Genomic DNA, 17,368 nt, shown 5'->3' on the forward strand with positions numbered 1-17,368 from the left:
TTCCCTTGTGAAGGTATGCGTGAAGAGAAGATGGGGGTCAACTGGGACGGCTGGCGTGGCGCGTACGCTGCCATCGCCGCCCAGGAACCTGACCGGGCTCCGCACCGATCACATACCGAACCCGTCGCCCCAACACACGCCTTGCCGGCGCACGACACCCACGCGGCTTGCAGCCACGCTGCAGGCCGGCGTACCCGGGCTGGTGGGGGGAACGGGGGGTCACGGGACGATCATATCCGGTTGCTGCCGCAGATCGTTGCACTATCCAGGGGCGCGGGGACTCTGCACGTGGCCTGCCGGGCAACGCCCAGGGGCGCGGGGAACTGCGCGACAAGCCACCCACGAATGTGGAACCCCGAACGTTCAGGGCCATCCGCTCATCAGTGGTTCGTCGCGCAGTTCCCCGCGCCCCCAGAGGTAGTGCAACGTCCCCAGAGCCGAGACTTACCGCCCGTGCCGCAGCGCGGGGTGCGCGCCTGCCGCGACGAGGTCCGCGACCGCGGACTTGGGGTCCTTGCCCGTGACGAGGGACTCGCCGACGAGGACCGCGTCCGCGCCCTCGTTCGCGTAGGCGATCAGGTCGTGGGGGCCGCGGACGCCGGACTCGGCGACCTTGAGGACGTTCGACGGGATCGCGTGCGCCACCTGCGCAAAGGTGTTGCGGTCGACCTCGAGGGTCTTCAGGTTCCGCGCGTTGACGCCGATGATCCGCGCGCCGGCGTCGACCGCGCGAGCGATCTCCTCCTCGTCGTGGACCTCGACCAGCGGGGTCAGGCCGATCGACTCGGCGCGCTCGATCAGCGAGACGAGGGCCGGCTGCTCCAGCGCGGCGACGATCAGCAGGGCCAGGTCGGCCCCGTACGCACGGGCCTCCCACAGCTGGTAGGCGGTGACGATGAAGTCCTTGCGCAGGACCGCCGTGTCCACCGCTGCGCGGACCGCCTTGAGGTCGGCGAGGGAGCCGCCGAAGCGCCGCTGCTCGGTCAGCACGGAGATCGCGGCGGCGCCGCCCGCCGCGTAGTCCGCGGCCAGCGCGGCCGGGTCGGCAATCGCGGCCAGCGCGCCCTTGGAGGGGCTGGAGCGCTTGACCTCGCAGATGACGGCGACGCCCTCGCCGCCCAGCGCGGCCACGCCGTCCTTCGCCTCGGGGGCCTTGGCGGCCAGCTCCTTGAGCTCGTCCAGCGACACCTGCGACTGACGCTCGGCGAGGTCCTCACGGACACCGGCGATGATCTCGTCGAGCACGCTCACTCGGGCGCCCCCTTCAGTGGGAAATTCCTCGGATCGGACGTCACCGGTTCAGCTCGGCTTCCGACAACTGTCGGATTCCGGTGTTCGATGAACTGGCTCGATGGTATCCGTCCTGCCTGTTCAACCCCGCATCGAGCACATCCGGGTCTCGCCAGCCGGACACGATCGACAGGCCCGTGACCTGCTCAGACCCGCTCAGGGAGCAAGAAACGCGCCGGTGGGAAGGTTGCGCAGGACGGTGAACGCGAGGACGACGGCGAGCAGCGCGAGCGTCCCCGTACGGCCCAACCGGGGCTGCGGGCGCGGCAGTCCGCGCACCTCATGGGAGGCCCAGAGGACCAGGCCGCCGAGCAGCGCGGCGCAGAAGGCGACGCCGAGCGCGTTGTCGTGGAGCGCGCCCGCCAGATCGCCGCGGGTCAGCGCGTGCACGGCGCGCAGGCCGCCGCAGCCGGGGCACCACCAGCCGGTGATCCGCAGGAAGGGGCAGACCGGGTAGTGGCCGGGCTGGTTGGGGTCCACCACGGCCACATAGCCGGTGGCCGCGGCCGTGCCGCCGATCATCGCCAGGGGCACGGCAAGCCTCCGGCCCAGTGACGGCAGTGGCGGTGCTGACTGCGACACGGGCACGGAGGCCGAAGAAGTCATACGGCGATTCTCACGCGGCGCGGGCGCCGGTCCCGGTAGGGACCCGCCGCGCCCGTGGAATCGAGGAGCTGCTCAGACGGAAGCTCTCAGACGGAAGCTCTCGGACGGAACGGGTCAGACGGAGACGCCGTTGTTGACCGGCTCCCGCTTCACCATCGGGTCGACGATGCTCGCGTGCGTGCTCGGCTTCTTGCCGAAGCCCGCGGCGGACATCATCTTGCCGACCACCGCGCCCGCGGCGGCGACGACCAGGCCGACGGCGACCAGGATCGGCGACGGCATGACCATCCCGACAGCCGCGACGAAGAAACCCACAAATGAGACGCCGACTGCGGTCCAGGCGGCCGTGGTGGATCCGTGGGAGTTTGCCGACATTACTGCTCCTCGTTCATAGGACTCTCCCGCCCGGGAGAGTTCTCCAGGTCCATTGTCCCGTATCGCCCGGGTCAGCCTGCAGTGGGGTCCTCACCCCGGTCCAGAGCCTTCCAGAGATCGGCCGGGGAGCCGGACGGTTCCGCCGCGGCCGAGCGCTTCGGGCGGGCCTGCTTGGCGCCCGCCGGGGCGTCGTAGCGTGCGGACATGCCCGGCCAGGCGGCGCCCTTGGCGATCGTCAGCACACCGGCCAGCACCAGCAGCACCCCGCCGAGCACGGCGACCCACGGCCAGGCCGAGTCGGAGATCCCGGTGGCGCTGACGTTCGCCAGCCCTATCGCGCGGGCGGCCTTGGCGTCCAGCGCCGAGCTGCCCGAGTTCGCCATCGCCGCGACCGCCGTGTACGCCGCGCCCGCGCCCGCCAGCGCGACGAGCCCGCCGAGCAAAGCCCGCGCCTTGCCGCGCACCGCGAAGACCGCGACCACCGAGGCCAGCCCGACCAGCGCCATCGCACCGGGCAGGCCGCTGACCTCGCCGCCGTCGGCGGTCACCGTCCGCGTCACGCCCTGGGCCTGGACCTGGCCGGAGACCCAGCCCTGCCCGGCCGCGACCAGCAGCAGCGCCGCCCCGAGGACCGAGAGCAGCAGCGTCACCGCGAGAGTGCGACGGCTGCCGGACCGGGACGGGGCGGGAGTTGCGGGGTCGGCGGCTGCGGAGTCCGGTGGGGTGGGCGCTTCGGGGTTCACCGCTCCAGTGTGCCCTGCGCCTCCGACGCGACCGGACGCAGGGTGGCCGCCGAGGCGACCGCACGCAGGACCGCCGCCGCCTTGTTGCGGCACTCCGCGTCCTCGTTCTCGGGCACCGAGTCGGCCACGACCCCGGCCCCCGCCTGGACGTAGGCCTTGCCGTCGCGGATCAGGGCGGTCCGGATGGCGATGGCGGTGTCCGCGTCCCCGGCGAAGTCGAAGTAGCCGACGCAGCCGCCGTACAGGCCGCGACGGGTCGGCTCCAGCTCCTCGATGATCTGCATGGCGCGCGGCTTGGGCGCCCCCGAGAGCGTCCCGGCCGGGAAGCACGCGGTCAGCACGTCGAAGGCGCTCTTCTCCGGGGCGACCTTGCCGGTGACGGTCGAGACGATGTGCATGACGTGGCTGTAGCGCTCGATCGTCATGAAGTCGACGACCTCGACGCTTCCGGGCGCACAGACCCGGCCGAGGTCGTTGCGGCCGAGGTCGACCAGCATCAGGTGCTCGGCCCGCTCCTTCGGGTCGGCCATCAGCTCGGCGGCGAGTTCCGCGTCGTGCTCGGGCGAGGTGCCGCGCGGGCGGGTCCCGGCGATCGGGTGCACCATCGCCTCTCCGGCCTCGACCTTCACCAGCGCCTCCGGGCTGGAGCCGACCACGTCGAACGGCAGGCCACCCGGCTCGGCCGCGGCGAAGCGGAAGAGGTACATGTACGGGCTGGGGTTGGTGGTCCGCAGCACCCGGTAGACGTCGAGCGCGCTGGCCGGGCAGTCCACCTCGAACCGCTGCGAGGGCACCACCTGGAACGCCTCGCCCGCGCGGATCCGCTCCTTCACCGTCTCCACCGCCGCCCGGTACGGCGCGCCGCCGAACGGCGAGACCGCCTCGACGGAGGTGACCGGCGTCAGCGTCGCGGCCCCGATGTCGGCGGGGCGGCCGAAGTCGGCGGTCATCGCGTCGAGTCGGGCGACCGCGTCGGCGTAGGCCGCGTCGACGCCGGTCGGCTGGTCGTCGCGGTTGACCGCGTTGGCGATCAGCAGGACGGAGCCGTCCTTGTGGTCCAGCACGGCGAGGTCGTCCGCGAAGAGCATGGTCAGCTCGGGCAGCCCGAGGTCGTCGGGCGTGAGGTCGGGCAGCTTCTCCAACCGGCGGACGATGTCGTAGCCGAGGTAGCCGACCATGCCGCCGGTGAACGGCGGCAACTCGCCACCCTGGTGCAGGTCGCGCGGCCCGCGCAGGGCCTCGATGGTCGCCCGCAGTACGGCCAGCGGATCACCCTCGGTCGGCACCCCGACGGGCGGCGTCCCGAGCCAGCGCGCGTTGCCGTCGGCCCCGACGGTCAGGGACGCGCTGCAGCGCACGCCGACGAACGAGTACCGCGACCAGTGGCGCCCCTGCTCCGCGCTCTCCAGCAGGAAGGTGTTCGGCCGCTCCCCCGCGAGCTTGCGGTAGACGCCGACGGGCGTGTCCCCGTCGGCGAGCAACCGCCGCGTCACCGGGATCACCCGGCGATCCACGGCGAGCTTGCGGAAGGTGTCGAGATCGGGGGAGACGCTACCGCTGGTCATGCGTCGGAGCGTACCGGCTCACCGGCTCACGCCGGGGCCACCGCTCACGCCGTGGTGACCGGCAGCTGCCCGGCGTCGAAGCAGGTCCGGTCCCCGGTGTGGCAGGCGGCGCCGTGCTGGTCGACCTTGACCAGAAGGGTGTCGCCGTCGCAGTCGACGGCAACGGACTTGACCACCTGCACGTGGCCGGAGGTGTCGCCCTTGACCCAGTACTCGGACCGGCTGCGGCTCCAGTAGGTGCAGCGTCCGGTGGTGAGGGTGCGATGCAGCGCCTCGTCGTCCATCCAGCCCATCATCAGCACTTCGCCCGTGTCGTACTGCTGGGCGATGGCGGGGACCAGCCCGTTCGCATCCCGCTTGAGCCGTACGGCGACGGCGGGATCGAGATCGGTGGTGTGGGGGACGGCAGGTGAGGCGGACATGCGTTCATTATCCGCGACGAGCCAGTTGCACTACTCAGGGGCGCGGGGAACTGCGCGAACAACCACCCTGTGCGGATGGCCCTGCGCATTCGGTGCTCCACCTGAGTGGGTGGCTCGTCGCGCAGTTCCCCGCGCCCCTGGAGGTGCCACTGGACGCCCTCTGTCCAGCACAGGTCGCACCCTGCATCCTGTTCCCCATGACGCTCCTCGGGGGAACGCGCAGTGCACGGATCAGGCTGGCCGCAGGCCTTCTCGCTGTGCTGGTCGTGGTCGGGATCGCGGTCACGCTCGCCCTCCAGGCCAAGCCGCCGAAAGCCCTCGCCCAGCCGAAGCCCACACCGTCGCCCTCCCCCACGAAGGCGACGCCCACCCCCACACCAAGCCCCACCCCCTCCCTCCCGAACACCTTCGCCTACATCTCGCTCCAGCCGGGCGACTGCTTCGACTCCCCCGCCTTCACCCGCACGCTCCCCCTCCTCGCGAAGCGCCCCTGCACCGCTCCCCATGACGCGGAGGTCACCCAGCTGGCCACGCTCCCCTCCGGCCTGACCTCCTATCCGGCGATCCTCAGCCGCGCGCTGGCGCTCTGCGAGCCGATCGACGCCGCCGCCTACCGCAGGCAGACGGACCAGACCGCCCTGCAGTACTACGAGCTCTATCCGACCCTCGCCGACTACGACGGCGGTCGACATACCGTCACCTGTGCTCTGTCCGGAGGGAGTTACCAGGGCGCGCGGAAACTCACCGCTCCCCTCCGGAACTGATCCCTGCCCCCCGCCGTACCCTTGGGCCATGTCGAATCTGGGACGCCGTGAGCGCCTGCTGCTGGCTGATCTGCTGGAGAGCGTCGGCCCCGACGCCCCGACGCTGTGCGAGGGGTGGAACACTGCCGACCTCGCCGCGCACGTGGTCGTCCGGGAGCGACGGCCGGACGCCGCGGGCGGGATTCTGCTGAAGCCCCTGGCCGCGCGGTTGGAGCGGGTGCGCACCGAGTACGTGGCCAAGCCGTACGCCGAGCTGGTCGAGGCGATCCGGGTGGGGCCGCCCGTCTACTCGCCGTTCCGGCTGCCGGGCGCGGAGGACGCCGGCAACACCATGGAGTTCTTCGTCCACAGCGAGGACGTGCGCCGTGCCCAACCCGACTGGTCGGCACGGGTGTTGGACGAGGAGCTGAGCGAGGCGCTGTGGAAGCGGACCAGCGGGATGGCGCGGCTGAACGGGCGCCGCTCCCCGGTCGGCCTGGTGCTTCGCCGTCCGGACGGGCAGACCGCGGTGGCGAAGAAGGGCGCGCCGGTGGTGACCGTGACCGGTGAGCCGGGCGAGCTGGTGATGTTCATCATGGGCCGTCAGGCCCAGGCGCACGTCGAGTTCGACGGCGACGAGGAGGCCGTGGCCACGGTCATGGCGGCGAAGTTCGGGATCTAGACGTTCGGGATCCAGGTGTTTGGGATCTCAGCGCGATCTCCAGCTCGAACCGGGAGTCGGGATCGGCGAGCGCCGGGCCGAACAGGCGCTGGACCTGGTGCAGGCGTTGCCGCGCGGTCTGCGGGTGGATCCCCAGCCGCGCGGCGACCTCGGGTGCACTGCCGCGGTTGGTCTGGAGCCATGCCAGCAGCGTCTCGGCCAGGCGCTGACGCTGCTTGGGCGTCAGCCCTTCGAGCGGCTGGAGCCGCCGGGCCGCGATCAGCCGGACCAGCGGCCCGTCGGCGAGCAGCAGCAGGTCGGACAGGTGCGCGTCGCAGACGACCGGTGTCGGAACCGTGTCCGCGACGGCGGCCGACCGCAGCGCCCGCGCCCAGCGGAGCGAGTCCGCGGCCTGCTCGGGCGGGACAGTGGGGCCGATGACCGCGCCGCGGGCGGCCAGCAGCGCCTGAACCTCGGGGTCGCGCAGTTGGAGTGACGGCTCCGGCACGACCAGGAAAGGTGCCGGTCCGTCGAGTTCGGCCAGGACCACCTCCGGCAGTGCGTGCCTTCGCGGTCCGCCGGGTCTGCTGGTCGCGGCCCCTTGGGGTGGGTCCGGCGCGAGGGCCACCGCGCAGAGATTCCACGGCAGCGGCCAGTCGGCGAGCTCCGCCGCGGCCTCCAGGTCCTTCAGGTGCCCGCCGTCCGCACCGCCCGCGCCGTCCGCGGCCCCGCCACCGCGCGCCAGCAGGGCGAGCAACTGGGAACGGGCGCGGCCGAGTTCGCCCGCCTCGTCGGCCTGGGCACGGGCGTAGCCGCGGACCGAGGCGGCGGCGAGCTCGTCGATGTGCGCGAAGATCGCCTCGGCCAGCAGCACCAGCAGTTCGGTGCCGAGCCCGGCCCGCCGGGCGATCCGGGCGTAGCGGCGCCAGGCGACGCGTGCGCCCAGCCGGTAGGCGGCCTGCAACGCGTCCAGACTGCGGCCCTCGGCGAGCTCGCCACGACCCAGCGCGCGGTAGACGCGCATGCGTTCGGGATTGTCGTGCCGAGCGCCCTCGATCAGGTCGGTGAATTCAGCGAGCGCGGTCTCGACGCCGTGCTGGATTCCCGCGCCGAATTTCCCGGAAAGCGGCCGGGAGAATTCGGGCACTTGTTGCCTGATCTCCCTGATGATTTCCGCAGCGATGGTCCGCTGTTCCTTGCGCAGTTCGGCGGCCAGCGATCTGGGCAACGCTCTCCACGGCTCGCTCAAGCCTGCTCCCTCCTACGCTACTCGCCAGTATGCGGCGAGGTTACCGGCGGGTCAATAGGGATGCACCTGCTGGTTCCGCTCTGTTACGTGAGCGTTTCCTGGCAGGCGGGGACGCGTTCCCGGCAGTTCCGCTCATCATTCGCTTTCACACCGTCATTCTTCTTGACCGCCCCTCCCTGATTTCCTAGCATCCTCGCCGAAATCCACCCGAAATTCTCGGACGAACGAGTCGAGGACGGAGACTCCCATGCGCAGAAGAACACTCGCGGTGGTCGTCGCGGCGGCCGGAATCACGGCTTTCGCAGCACAACCGGCGTCCGCCGCCTGGTATCCGGTGGACTACCACTTCAACATCGGATTCACGGCCGGCTTCTTCGCCCCCGGCAGCGCCCCGGCCGGAGCGAACGACTGGAGCTGCAAGCCCAGCGCCGCCCACCCGGACCCGGTGGTCCTGGTGCACGGGACGCTGGAGAACATGAACGACAACTGGGGCGGCGCCTCGCCGCTGCTGGTCGACAACGGCTACTGCGTCTTCGCCTTCAACTACGGCGGACCCAGCGCCTCCTCGCCGATCCAGGGCACCGGCACGATCGAGGGCGGGGCCGCCCAGCTGTCGTCCTTCGTGGACCAGGTGCTGGCCGCCACCGGCGCAGCCCAGGTCGACCTGGTCGGCCACTCCCAGGGCGGCATGATGCCGCGTTACTACATCAAGAACCTCGGCGGCGCGGCCAAGGTCGCCAAGCTGGTGGCGCTCTCGCCCTCCAACAACGGCACCACGCTCGACGGCATCACCCAGCTCGCACAGCAGCTGAACATCCTGGAACCCGCCAACGGCCTGCTGAGCGCGGCGTGCGCGGCGTGCGTCGAACAGGAGGTCGGCTCGCCGTTCCTGACCGCGCTGAACGCGGGCGGTGAGACCGTGCCGGGGATCGACTACACCGTCATCGGCACCAAGGACGACGAGGTGGTCACCCCCTACACCAACGCGTTCCTGCCCGCCGCGCCGAACGTCACGAACATCACCGTCCAGGGCCAGTGCTCGCTGGACCAGTCCGACCACCTGGAGATCGGCTACGACCCGGTGGCGCTGACCGACATGCTCAACGCCCTCGACCCGGCCCACCCGCAGCCGGTCCCGTGCGAGGTCGTGCTCCCGGTCACCGGGCCCCTGATCGGCTAGGGTCCAGCGGCCGGCGGCTAGGAGTCCTTCGGGGGCTGTGCGGTCGCCTGGTGGAGTGCCGCCTCACCCTCGGTGTCGAGGTGCGGCAGCAGCCGGTCCAACCACCGGGGTACCCACCAGGCGTGCCGTCCGAGCAGCGTCATCACGGCCGGGACCAGCAGCAGCCGGACCACGGTGGCGTCCACCAGGACGCTGACGGCGAGGCCCAGGCCGAGCATCTTGACCACGATGTTGTCGCTCAGGATGAAGGCCGCGAAAACGCTGAACATGATCAGCGCCGCACAGGTGATCACCCGTGCGGTGATCTCCAAGCCGTAGGCGACGCTGTCCTCGGCCCGTTGGGTCCGGATCCACGCCTCGTGGACGCGGGAGAGCAGGAAGATCTCGTAGTCCATGCTCAGGCCGAAGATGATGGCGAACATCATCATCGGCACGTAGCTCTCGATCGGCACCTTCCCGGCGACGCCCAGCGCCGAGCCGCCCCATCCCCACTGGAAGACCGCGACCACCACACCGTAGGAGGCGCCGATCGAGAAGAGGTTCAGCACGGCCGCCTTGAGCGCGACCAGGATGCCTCGGAAGACCGCGAGGATGATCAGGAACGCCAGCGCGACCACGACCACGATGATCAGCAGCAGCCTGGAACTGATGATCTCGGTGAAGTCCTGCTGCGCGGCGGTCACCCCGGTCACGTAGGTCGTGGCCGGCGTCCCGCTGGCGCCCTGCGGCAGCGAGACGTCCTTCAGGTGGTTGAACAGCTGGGTGGTGACCGCGTCCTGCGGCCGCCCGGTGGAGATCGCCGTGCCGGTCAGCACATTGCCGTTGCTGGTGGGCTGGAGCGGGCTGACACTGGCCGCGTCCGGGACGCCGGTCAGCGCCTTCTGCATGTTGGCGGCGAGCGTGGACCGCTGGCTCGACGGCACCGAGGTCTGGTCGATCACCAGGGTGAACGGCCCGTTGGCGCCCGGACCGAAGCCCTGGCTGATCAGGTCGAAGGCGCGGCGGTCGGTGAAGGAGGTCGGGTCCGCGCCGTCGTCGATATGGTCGAGCCGGATCGAGAAGAGCGGGATCGCCAGAACCCCGAGCACCACCACGCCCGCCGCAAGGAACCACAACGGGCGGCGCTCGACGCGCTTGGCGTAGCGGTGCCAGAAGCCGTGCTGCTCCTCCTCGGCCTTCTCGGCCTTCGCCCCGGCGGCCTCTCCGGCCACCGGGCCGCCCTCGGCCACGGGGGTCTTCAGGCAGAACCGGTCGATCCGACGCCCGATCAACCCGGCCAGCGCCGGGACCAGGGTGAGTGCGCCGACCACGGCGGTGATCACCGTGATCGCGGCCGCGATGCCGAGACGGCCGATGAAGCTGAGACCCGACACGTACAGGCCGGCCAAGGCCACGATGACGGTGCAGCCCGAGACCAGGACCGCGCGCCCGCTCGTGGTGACGGCGATACCCGCCGCGACGTGGGGTTCCACCCGGTCCATGATCAGCTGTCGGAAGCGGGTGATCAGGAACAGCGCGTAGTCGATGCCCACGCCGAGGCCGATCATGGTGGCCAGGGTCGGCGAGACGCTGGCGAAGTCGATGGCGGCCGCGAGCAGACTGAGGCAGCTGAGCCCCACGATCACGCTGATCAGGGCCGTCACCAGCGGCAGACCGGCCGCGATCAGGCTGCCGAAGCCGACGACCAGGACCACGATCGCCACCGCGAAGCCGATCGCCTCGCTGGTCAGGTCCTTCGTGTGCGGCCTGGCCGCCTCCCCCAGCGGTCCGCCGTACTCGACCTCCACACCGGCCGAGCGCAGCGGCGCGACGGCCGCGTCAACCCCGTTCAGGTAGTCCGTCCCCAGCGCGGTGGGGTTCTTGTCGAAGCGGACGGTGATGTAGCCGATCGTGCCGTTCTTGGACAGTGCGCCGGTCTGGGTCGTGGTACCGGAGGAGCTCGTCTGCGGCAGCGGGTTCTGCACCGACAGCACGTGGTCCAGCTTCTGCAACGAGGCGACCGCCTGGTTCACCTGGGTGGTGAAGTCCGTCAGCGGCTTGGCGTCGTACATCACGACCGTCCCGCTGGTGCCGCCGATGCTCGGGGCGTTCGCCTGGAGGACGTTCGCACCCTTCTGCGACTGGCTGTCAGGGAGGTTGAAGTCGTCGGAGTACGTGCCCCCGAAGCTGTTCTGCAGGCCGTGGAGCACGCCCAGGACCACCAGCCACATGACGATCACGACGATCGCGTGACGAGCGCACCATTCACCGAGGCGTTGCAGGATACCTTTCCGCACACGCTCAGTATCAGAGCGTCACCAGCAGGGCCGGCAACCCGAGCGCGTCCGTTCGGATGCCGCGTCAGAGCCGAACGGGGTGCCCGTCCTCCTGAAGGGACTGCTTGACCTCAGCGATCGTCAGATCGCCGAAGTGGAAGACACTGGCCGCCAGCACCGCGTCCGCGCCCGCCGTGACCGCCGGGGCGAAGTCCGCGAGCTTGCCCGCGCCGCCGCTGGCGATGACCGGGACGGAGACGGCCTTGCGCACCGCCGTGATCATCTCCAGGTCGTAGCCGTCCTTGGTGCCGTCGGCGTCCATCGAGTTCAGCAGGATCTCGCCCGCGCCCAGCTCGGCCGCCCGGGTCGCCCACTCGACCGCGTCGAGGCCGGTGCCGGTGCGACCGCCGTGCGTGGTGACCTCGAAGCCGCTCGCCGTCTCGGTGCCCGCAGGCGTCCGCCGGGCGTCGACGGAGAGCACCAGCACCTGGCGGCCGAAGCGCTGCGCGATCTCGCGGATCAGCTCCGGCCGGGCGATGGCGGCGGTGTTGACGCCGACCTTGTCCGCGCCCGCGCGCAGCAGCTTGTCGACGTCGTCGACGGTGCGGACGCCGCCGCCGACGGTCAGCGGGATGAAGACCTGCTCCGCCGTGCGGCGCACGATGTCGTAGGTGGTCTCCCGGTCGCCCGAGGAGGCGGTGATGTCCAGGAACGTCAACTCGTCGGCGCCCTGGGCGTCGTAGAGCTTGGCCAGCTCGACCGGGTCGCCCGCGTCGCGCAGGTTCTGGAAGTTGACGCCCTTGACCACCCGACCGGCGTCGACGTCCAGGCAGGGGATCACGCGGACCGCGAGGGTCATCAGGGAAGCTCCATGTTCTTCTTGTACGCGTCGACCTCGACCTCGACGCTCATGCGCGAGTCGAGCAGGGCGCTGACGACGACGATCGTGCAGGCCGGCCGGACGTCCGCCAGGATGTCCCGGTGGGCCCGGCCGACCTCGTCGGTGTCACGGGCGTGGGTGACGTAGAGACGGGTGCGGACCACGTCCGCCTTGCCGAGGCCGAAGCGGGAGATCGCGTCCAGGGCGACCCCGAAGGCGGCCACGGTCTGGTCGTAGGGGGAGCCCTCGAACCGGACCGAGCCGTCGTCCCAGGCGGTGCAGCCCGAGACGAAGACGAAGTCCCCTATGGCGACGGCGCGTGTGAAACCGTACTGGTCCTCCCAGGGGGAGTAGCCCCCCACGTGCCGCCGATCCTGCGTCATCCCGCGCCCTCCATCGGTGTCAGGACACTGCTGCCAGCGCCTCTTCGAGCGTGAACGCCTGCGCGTAGAGGGCCTTGCCCACGATGGCCCCCTCCACACCTTCGGGCACCAGCGTCGCGATGTCACGCAGGTCCTGCAGCGAGGACACGCCGCCCGAGGCGACGACGGCCCGGTCGGTGGCGGCGCAGACGTTGCGCAGCAGCTGGAGGTTGGGACCGGTCAGCGTGCCGTCCTTGTCGACGTCGGTGACGACGTAGCGGGCACAGCCCTCGGCGTCCAGGCGGGCCAGCGCCTCGTAGAGGTCGCCGCCCTCGCTGGTCCAGCCGCGACCGCGCAGCGTGGTGCCGACCACGTCGAGGCCGACGGCGATCTTGTCGCCGTACTCGGCGATGACCTTCGCCACCCACTCCGGGGACTCCAGCGCGGCGGTGCCGAGGTTGACCCGGGCGCAGCCGGTCGACAGCGCGGCGCGCAGCGAGTCGTCGTCCCGGATGCCGCCGGAGAGCTCGACCTTGACGTCGAGTCGGCCGGTGACCTCGGCCAGCATCGCCCGGTTGTCGCCGGTGCCGAAGGCAGCGTCCAGGTCGACCAGGTGGATCCACTCGGCGCCGGCCTGCTGCCACGCGAGCGCGGCGGCGAGCGGCTCCCCGTAGGAGGTCTCCGAGCCGGACGCGCCCTTGACCAGGCGGACCGCCTGGCCGTCACGGACGTCGACGGCGGGGAGGAGGACGAGCTTGTTCGTGGCGGGGGTGGTCACAGCGTGTCGATCCAGTTCTTGAGCAGGGCGGCGCCGGCGTCGCCGGACTTCTCGGGGTGGAACTGCGTGGCGGAGAGCGGGCCGTTCTCCACGGCGGCGACGAACGGCTCTCCGTGCTCGGCCCAGGTGACCAGCGGCGGGCGCAGCTGCTCGATCGGCGACAGCTCCCAGTTGCGCACACCGTAGGAGTGCACGAAGTAGTAGCGGGCGTCACCCGGCAGACCGGCGAAGAGCCGGGTGCCCTCGGCCGGGTCGACGGTGTTCCAGCCCATGTGCGGCACGACGGGCGCGCGCAGCGGCTCGACCGTGCCGGGCCACTCGTCGCAGCCCTCGGTCTCGATGCCGTGCTCGACGCCGCGGGCGAAGAGGATCTGCATCCCCACGCAGATCCCGAGCACCGGGCGGCCACCGGCCAGGCGGCGGCCGATGATCCTGTCTCCCTTGACGGCCTTGAGGCCGTCCATGCAGGCGGCGAAGGCGCCCACACCGGGGACCAGCAGGCCGTCGGCGGAAAGCGCCTCGTCGAAGTCGGAGGTGATCACGGCCTCCGCGCCGACGCGCGCAAGGGCGCGCTGGGCGGAGCGGACGTTGCCGGAGCCGTAGTCGAGGACGACCACGCTCTTGGCGGTCATGGCAGGGGTCCCTTCCGGGTCGAACGGGTCAGATGCGCAGGATGCCTGCGGCCAGGCTCATGGCACCGCAGAGGGCGAGCAGCACGATGACGCCCTTGGGCAGCTTCTGCTTCCAGAAGGAGTACGCGCCGCCACAGAGGAACAGGCCGAGGAAGATCAGAACATAGGTGGTGCCGCTCACAGTGCGCCCTTGGTCGACGGGATGATGCCCGCCGCGCGGGGGTCCAGTTCGGAGGCGTAGCGCAGTGCGCGCGCCAGCGCCTTGAACTGTGCCTCGACGATGTGGTGGGCGTTACGCCCATACGGTACGTGGACGTGGAGCGCGACCTGCGCCTGGGCCACGAAGGACTCCAGGATGTGCCGGGTCATGGTGGTGTCGTAGGAGCCGATCATGGGCGCCATGCCCTCGGGCTCGCGGTGCACCAGGTACGGACGGCCGGACAGGTCGACGGTGACCTGCGCCAGGGACTCGTCCAGCGGCACGGACGCGTCGGCGAAGCGGCGGATGCCGACCTTGTCGCCGAGCGCCTGGCGGAACGCGGCACCCAGGGCCAGCGAGGTGTCCTCGATGGTGTGGTGGGTGTCGATGTGCAGGTCGCCGTCGGTCTTCACGGTGAGGTCGAAGAAGCCGTGGCGGCCGAGCTGGTCGAGCATGTGGTCGTAGAAGCCGACGCCGGTGGAGATGTCGGTCCGACCGGTTCCGTCCAGGTCTATCTCGACCTTGACGGAGGTCTCCTTGGTGGTGCGCTCGACGCGGCCGACGCGGTGCTGGTCGCTGTGGGACATGGTTAGCGGTTCTCCAGAGAGGAGGCGCGCGCGAAGCGCGACGTTGAAAGGGTGGCGGCGGGCGACGGGAGGGCAAAGCGGACGGCGTCGAGGAAGGCGTCGTTCTCGGCCGGGGTGCCTGCCGTGACCCGGAGCCGTCCGGGCACGCCGTTGTCGCGCACCAGCACGCCCTGATCCAGGATCGCCTGCCAGACCGCGTGGGTGTCCTCGAAGCGGCCGAACTGGACGAAGTTGGCGTCGGAGTCGGTGACCTCCAGACCCAGCGCGCGCAGTTCGGTGACGATGCGGTCCCGCTCGGCCTTGAGCCGGTCGACGTAGCCGAGCAGGACGTCGGTGAACTCCAGCGCGGCCAGCGCCGTCGCCTGGGTCACCGCGGAGAGGTGGTACGGGAGCCGGACCAGCTGGACCGCGTCGACGACGGCGGGCGCGGCGGCGAGGTAGCCCAGGCGCAGCCCGGCCGCGCCGAAGGCCTTGGACATGGTCCGGGTGACCACCAGCAGCGGGCGGCCTTCGAGCAGCGGCAGCAGCGAGGGCTGGTGCGAGAACTCGACGTAGGCCTCGTCGACGATGACCAGCGTCGGCTTGACGGCCTGGGCGGCGTCGTAGAGGCGCTCCACCGTCTCGCGGGCGACGGCGGTGCCGGTCGGGTTGTTGGGCGAGCAGACGAAGAGCACGTCCGGACGGTCGGCGGCGAGCACCGCCTCGGCGGAGACGACGTCGATGGTGAAGTCCGGGTTGCGCGGGCCTTCGATCCAGCCGGTGCCGGTGCCGCGCGAGATCAGGTCGTGCATCTGGTACGTCGGCGCGAAGCCGAGCGCGGTGCGCCCCGGGCCGCCGAAGGTCTGCAGCAGCTGCTGGATGATCTCGTTCGAGCCGTTGGCGGCCCACACCTGCTCGGTGCTGACGGCGTGTCCGGTGGAGGCGGACAGGTAGCCGGCCAGCGCGGTGCGCAGCTCGATCGCGTCGCGGTCCGGGTAGCGGTTGAGGTCGCGGGCGGCCTCGGCGACGCGCTCCGCGATCCGGGCGACCAGCGCGTCCGGGAGGGAGTACGGGTTCTCGTTGGTGTTGAGCAGCACGGGCACGTGCAACTGCGGTGCGCCGTACGGGGACTTGCCCTTGAGCTCGTCGCGGATGGGCAGGTCGTCGATGTTCCTGATGTCACTCACTGATTGGGTACCGTCCAGTCGAAGCGGGCACGGATGGCGTCACCGTGGCCCGGCAGGTCCTCTGCGTTGGCGAGCGTGACCACGTGCCCGGCTACCTCGGCCAGCGCGTCGCGGTCGTAACTCACCACATGGATGCCACGCAGGAAGGACTGGACGGAGAGTCCCGAGGAGTGGCAGGCACATCCGCCGGTCGGCAGGACGTGGTTGGAACCGGCCGCGTAGTCGCCCAGCGAGACGGGCGCGTACGGGCCGACGAAGACCGCGCCCGCGTTGACCACGCGTGCGGCGACCGCCTCGGCGTCGGCGGTCTGGATCTCCAGGTGCTCGGCGCCGTAGGCGTTGACCACCTCGAGGCCCTGTTCCAGGTCGCGGACCAGCACGATGCCGGACTGCGGGCCACCGAGCGCGGTGGCGATGCGCTCGCTGTGCTTGGTCGCCTCGACCTGCCCGGGCAGCTCGCGCTCGACGGCCTCGGCCAGCTGGACCGAGTCGGTGACCAGGATCGAGGCGGCCATCGGGTCGTGCTCGGCCTGGCTGATCAGGTCGGCGGCCACGTGGCGGGCGTCGGCGGTCGCGTCGGCGAGGACCATGATCTCGGTCGGTCCGGCCTCGGCGTCGATGCCGATCCGGCCCTTGAGCAGGCGCTTGGCGGCGGCGACCCAGATGTTGCCCGGGCCGGTGACCAGGTTGACCGGACGGCACTCCCCCGCGCCGTAGGCGAACATGGCGATCGCCTGGGCGCCGCCGACGGCGTAGACCTCGTCGACGCCGAGCAGCGCGCACGCCGCCAGGATGGTCGGGTGCGGCAGGCCGCCGAACTCCTTCTGCGGCGGCGAGGTGACGGCCAGCGAGGGGACGCCGGCCTCCTGCGCCGGGACGACGTTCATGACGACGGACGACGGGTAGACGGCCAGACCGCCCGGCACGTAGAGGCCGACGCGCTCGACCGGGACCCAGCGCTCGGTGACCGAGCCACCGGGGACGACCTGGGTGGTGTGATCGGTGCGGCGCTGTTCGCGGTGGACCAGGCGGGCGCGGCGGATCGACTCCTCCAACGCGGCCCGGACGGCGGGGTCGAGCGTCTCCAAAGCGGCGGTGATGGCCGCCTTCGGGACGCGGATGTCGGTCAGTCGAACCCCGTCGAAACGCTCCGTGATCTCGATCAGCGCCTCGACGCCACGATGGTGGACGTCCTCGCAGATCGGCCGCACCTTCGCCAGGGCGGCCTCGACGTCGAGCTCGGCGCGCGGCAGCAGCCCGCGCGGGTCTTCGGTGGAGCCTCGGAGGTCGATTCGCGAAATCACGTTGTCAAGTCTAGAGAACGGAAGAAACGGACGTGGTCCCGTATCACTCTCTGATACCTGCGGTGAGACGGGCGGTGACCTTGCCCCAGCTGCGCAGCTACCCGTTCGGCCGCCCCGGACTCGCTGCGGAGCCCCGGGCGCGTCAGCGTGGGAGAGGCTCCCGGGCCCACGGAGGGCGGCACAACCGACCGTGGGCCGGGGCCCTGCGAGCGCCCGTACCGGAGAGCTGCCCCGAGCGCGACCCGGTACGGGCACCGCGAGGACGGCGTCCGCGGCGGACCCACAGCGCCGCAGACCCTAGCGCCGCAGCCCCATACGCACAGATGTGCTCATAAGTCTGCTCATCCACGTGCGCAGCGATGCGCAGAGCT

General features: G+C 71.1%; 20 protein-coding genes. 3 read left to right on the top strand and 17 right to left on the bottom strand.

Annotation, left to right across the window (positions count from 1 at the left end; all coding sequences use genetic code 11):
• Window positions 1-37 precede the first annotated feature (37 nt).
• The 7 genes from trpM to hisI all read right to left on the bottom strand — a co-directional run bounded on the left by trpM (window position 38) and on the right by hisI (window position 5,001).
• Window positions 38-373: a tryptophan biosynthesis modulator TrpM gene (trpM, locus tag I2501_RS40955; RefSeq protein WP_408022770.1), complete on the bottom strand. Its 336-nt coding sequence runs from the start codon at window positions 371-373 to the stop codon at window positions 38-40.
• 71 nt (window positions 374-444) lie between these two features.
• Window positions 445-1,251: an indole-3-glycerol phosphate synthase TrpC gene (gene trpC / locus I2501_RS23215; RefSeq protein ID WP_196196108.1), complete on the bottom strand. Its 807-nt coding sequence runs from the start codon at window positions 1,249-1,251 to the stop codon at window positions 445-447.
• A gap of 195 nt (window positions 1,252-1,446) precedes the next feature.
• Window positions 1,447-1,824 carry a DUF2752 domain-containing protein gene (locus I2501_RS23220; protein ID WP_328806555.1) on the bottom strand — a complete coding sequence of 126 codons (378 nt, stop codon included), beginning with the start codon at window positions 1,822-1,824 and terminating at the stop codon, window positions 1,447-1,449.
• A gap of 186 nt (window positions 1,825-2,010) precedes the next feature.
• On the bottom strand, window positions 2,011-2,271 hold the full coding sequence (locus tag I2501_RS23225; protein WP_196196110.1) for an HGxxPAAW family protein: 261 nt from the start codon (window positions 2,269-2,271) through the stop codon (window positions 2,011-2,013).
• Window positions 2,272-2,342: 71 nt separating this feature from the next.
• Window positions 2,343-3,014 carry a TIGR02234 family membrane protein gene (locus I2501_RS23230; protein ID WP_196196111.1) on the bottom strand — a complete coding sequence of 224 codons (672 nt, stop codon included), beginning with the start codon at window positions 3,012-3,014 and terminating at the stop codon, window positions 2,343-2,345.
• Window positions 3,011-4,579, bottom strand: coding sequence for an anthranilate synthase component I (locus tag I2501_RS23235; protein WP_196196112.1), 1,569 nt, complete (start codon window positions 4,577-4,579; stop codon window positions 3,011-3,013). The genes I2501_RS23230 and I2501_RS23235 overlap by 4 nt, the downstream gene beginning before the upstream one ends.
• 44 nt (window positions 4,580-4,623) lie before the next feature.
• Window positions 4,624-5,001 (bottom strand): phosphoribosyl-AMP cyclohydrolase, encoded by a 378-nt coding sequence (hisI, locus tag I2501_RS23240; RefSeq protein ID WP_196196113.1) that lies wholly within the window; start codon window positions 4,999-5,001, stop codon window positions 4,624-4,626.
• A 197-nt stretch (window positions 5,002-5,198) separates the two neighbouring features.
• Here hisI and I2501_RS23245 point away from each other — a divergent pair, with 197 nt between their 5' ends.
• The gene (locus tag I2501_RS23245; protein ID WP_196196114.1) at window positions 5,199-5,765 is read left to right on the top strand and encodes a hypothetical protein; all 567 of its coding nucleotides are present in this window, start codon (window positions 5,199-5,201) and stop codon (window positions 5,763-5,765) included.
• Between the two features lie 28 nt (window positions 5,766-5,793).
• Window positions 5,794-6,426 carry a TIGR03085 family metal-binding protein gene (locus I2501_RS23250; RefSeq protein ID WP_196196115.1) on the top strand — a complete coding sequence of 211 codons (633 nt, stop codon included), beginning with the start codon at window positions 5,794-5,796 and terminating at the stop codon, window positions 6,424-6,426.
• On the opposite strand, the gene I2501_RS23255 is transcribed toward I2501_RS23250, so the two are convergent.
• Window positions 6,401-7,552, bottom strand: a complete 1,152-nt coding sequence (locus tag I2501_RS23255; protein ID WP_328806556.1) for a helix-turn-helix domain-containing protein — start codon at window positions 7,550-7,552, stop codon at window positions 6,401-6,403. The genes I2501_RS23250 and I2501_RS23255 overlap by 26 nt on opposite strands.
• A 349-nt stretch (window positions 7,553-7,901) precedes the next feature.
• On the opposite strand from I2501_RS23255, the gene I2501_RS23260 reads away from it, so the two are divergent.
• Window positions 7,902-8,834: an esterase/lipase family protein gene (locus I2501_RS23260; RefSeq protein ID WP_196196117.1), complete on the top strand. Its 933-nt coding sequence runs from the start codon at window positions 7,902-7,904 to the stop codon at window positions 8,832-8,834.
• 17 nt (window positions 8,835-8,851) lie between these two features.
• On the opposite strand, the gene I2501_RS23265 is transcribed toward I2501_RS23260, so the two are convergent.
• The 9 genes from I2501_RS23265 to hisD form a co-directional block, all read right to left on the bottom strand.
• Complete coding sequence (locus I2501_RS23265; RefSeq protein WP_328806557.1) at window positions 8,852-11,110, bottom strand: MMPL family transporter; 2,259 nt, start codon at window positions 11,108-11,110, stop codon at window positions 8,852-8,854.
• A gap of 64 nt (window positions 11,111-11,174) precedes the next feature.
• A complete protein-coding gene (hisF, locus tag I2501_RS23270) occupies window positions 11,175-11,948 on the bottom strand; it encodes an imidazole glycerol phosphate synthase subunit HisF (protein WP_196196118.1) in 774 nt (257 codons plus the stop codon).
• Window positions 11,948-12,352: a RidA family protein gene (locus I2501_RS23275; protein ID WP_196196119.1), complete on the bottom strand. Its 405-nt coding sequence runs from the start codon at window positions 12,350-12,352 to the stop codon at window positions 11,948-11,950. Before I2501_RS23275 ends, hisF begins: the two co-directional genes overlap by 1 nt.
• Before the next feature lie 19 nt (window positions 12,353-12,371).
• A complete protein-coding gene (gene priA / locus I2501_RS23280) occupies window positions 12,372-13,109 on the bottom strand; it encodes a bifunctional 1-(5-phosphoribosyl)-5-((5-phosphoribosylamino)methylideneamino)imidazole-4-carboxamide isomerase/phosphoribosylanthranilate isomerase PriA (RefSeq protein ID WP_196196120.1) in 738 nt (245 codons plus the stop codon).
• Complete coding sequence (hisH, locus tag I2501_RS23285; protein WP_196196121.1) at window positions 13,106-13,741, bottom strand: imidazole glycerol phosphate synthase subunit HisH; 636 nt, start codon at window positions 13,739-13,741, stop codon at window positions 13,106-13,108. The genes priA and hisH overlap by 4 nt, the downstream gene beginning before the upstream one ends.
• 28 nt (window positions 13,742-13,769) lie before the next feature.
• The gene (locus tag I2501_RS23290; RefSeq protein WP_165845522.1) at window positions 13,770-13,922 is read right to left on the bottom strand and encodes a hypothetical protein; all 153 of its coding nucleotides are present in this window, start codon (window positions 13,920-13,922) and stop codon (window positions 13,770-13,772) included.
• Window positions 13,919-14,527, bottom strand: coding sequence for an imidazoleglycerol-phosphate dehydratase HisB (gene hisB / locus I2501_RS23295; RefSeq protein WP_196196122.1), 609 nt, complete (start codon window positions 14,525-14,527; stop codon window positions 13,919-13,921). The genes I2501_RS23290 and hisB overlap by 4 nt, the downstream gene beginning before the upstream one ends.
• A gap of 2 nt (window positions 14,528-14,529) precedes the next feature.
• Window positions 14,530-15,684, bottom strand: coding sequence for a histidinol-phosphate transaminase (locus tag I2501_RS23300; protein ID WP_196196317.1), 1,155 nt, complete (start codon window positions 15,682-15,684; stop codon window positions 14,530-14,532).
• A 5-nt stretch (window positions 15,685-15,689) separates the two neighbouring features.
• Window positions 15,690-16,997, bottom strand: coding sequence for a histidinol dehydrogenase (gene hisD, locus I2501_RS23305; RefSeq protein WP_196196123.1), 1,308 nt, complete (start codon window positions 16,995-16,997; stop codon window positions 15,690-15,692).
• Between the last annotated feature and the right edge of the window lie 371 nt (window positions 16,998-17,368).

Origin of the sequence: Streptacidiphilus fuscans (assembly GCF_015690355.1) — a bacterium.
Classification (GTDB): Bacteria; Actinomycetota; Actinomycetes; order Streptomycetales; family Streptomycetaceae; genus Streptacidiphilus; species Streptacidiphilus fuscans.

Coding starts and splice junctions, on each gene's coding strand:
- trpM (WP_408022770.1), bottom strand. CDS start 373: ATGGCCCTGAACGTTCGGGGTTCCACATTCGTGGGTGGCTTGTCGCGC.
- hisF (WP_196196118.1), bottom strand. CDS start 11,948: ATGACCCTCGCGGTCCGCGTGATCCCCTGCCTGGACGTCGACGCCGGT.
- hisB (WP_196196122.1), bottom strand. CDS start 14,527: ATGTCCCACAGCGACCAGCACCGCGTCGGCCGCGTCGAGCGCACCACC.
- I2501_RS23250 (WP_196196115.1), top strand. CDS start 5,794: ATGTCGAATCTGGGACGCCGTGAGCGCCTGCTGCTGGCTGATCTGCTG.
- I2501_RS23235 (WP_196196112.1), bottom strand. CDS start 4,579: ATGACCAGCGGTAGCGTCTCCCCCGATCTCGACACCTTCCGCAAGCTC.
- I2501_RS23275 (WP_196196119.1), bottom strand. CDS start 12,352: ATGACGCAGGATCGGCGGCACGTGGGGGGCTACTCCCCCTGGGAGGAC.
- hisI (WP_196196113.1), bottom strand. CDS start 5,001: ATGTCCGCCTCACCTGCCGTCCCCCACACCACCGATCTCGATCCCGCC.
- I2501_RS23260 (WP_196196117.1), top strand. CDS start 7,902: ATGCGCAGAAGAACACTCGCGGTGGTCGTCGCGGCGGCCGGAATCACG.
- hisH (WP_196196121.1), bottom strand. CDS start 13,741: ATGACCGCCAAGAGCGTGGTCGTCCTCGACTACGGCTCCGGCAACGTC.
- I2501_RS23245 (WP_196196114.1), top strand. CDS start 5,199: ATGACGCTCCTCGGGGGAACGCGCAGTGCACGGATCAGGCTGGCCGCA.
- I2501_RS23225 (WP_196196110.1), bottom strand. CDS start 2,271: ATGTCGGCAAACTCCCACGGATCCACCACGGCCGCCTGGACCGCAGTC.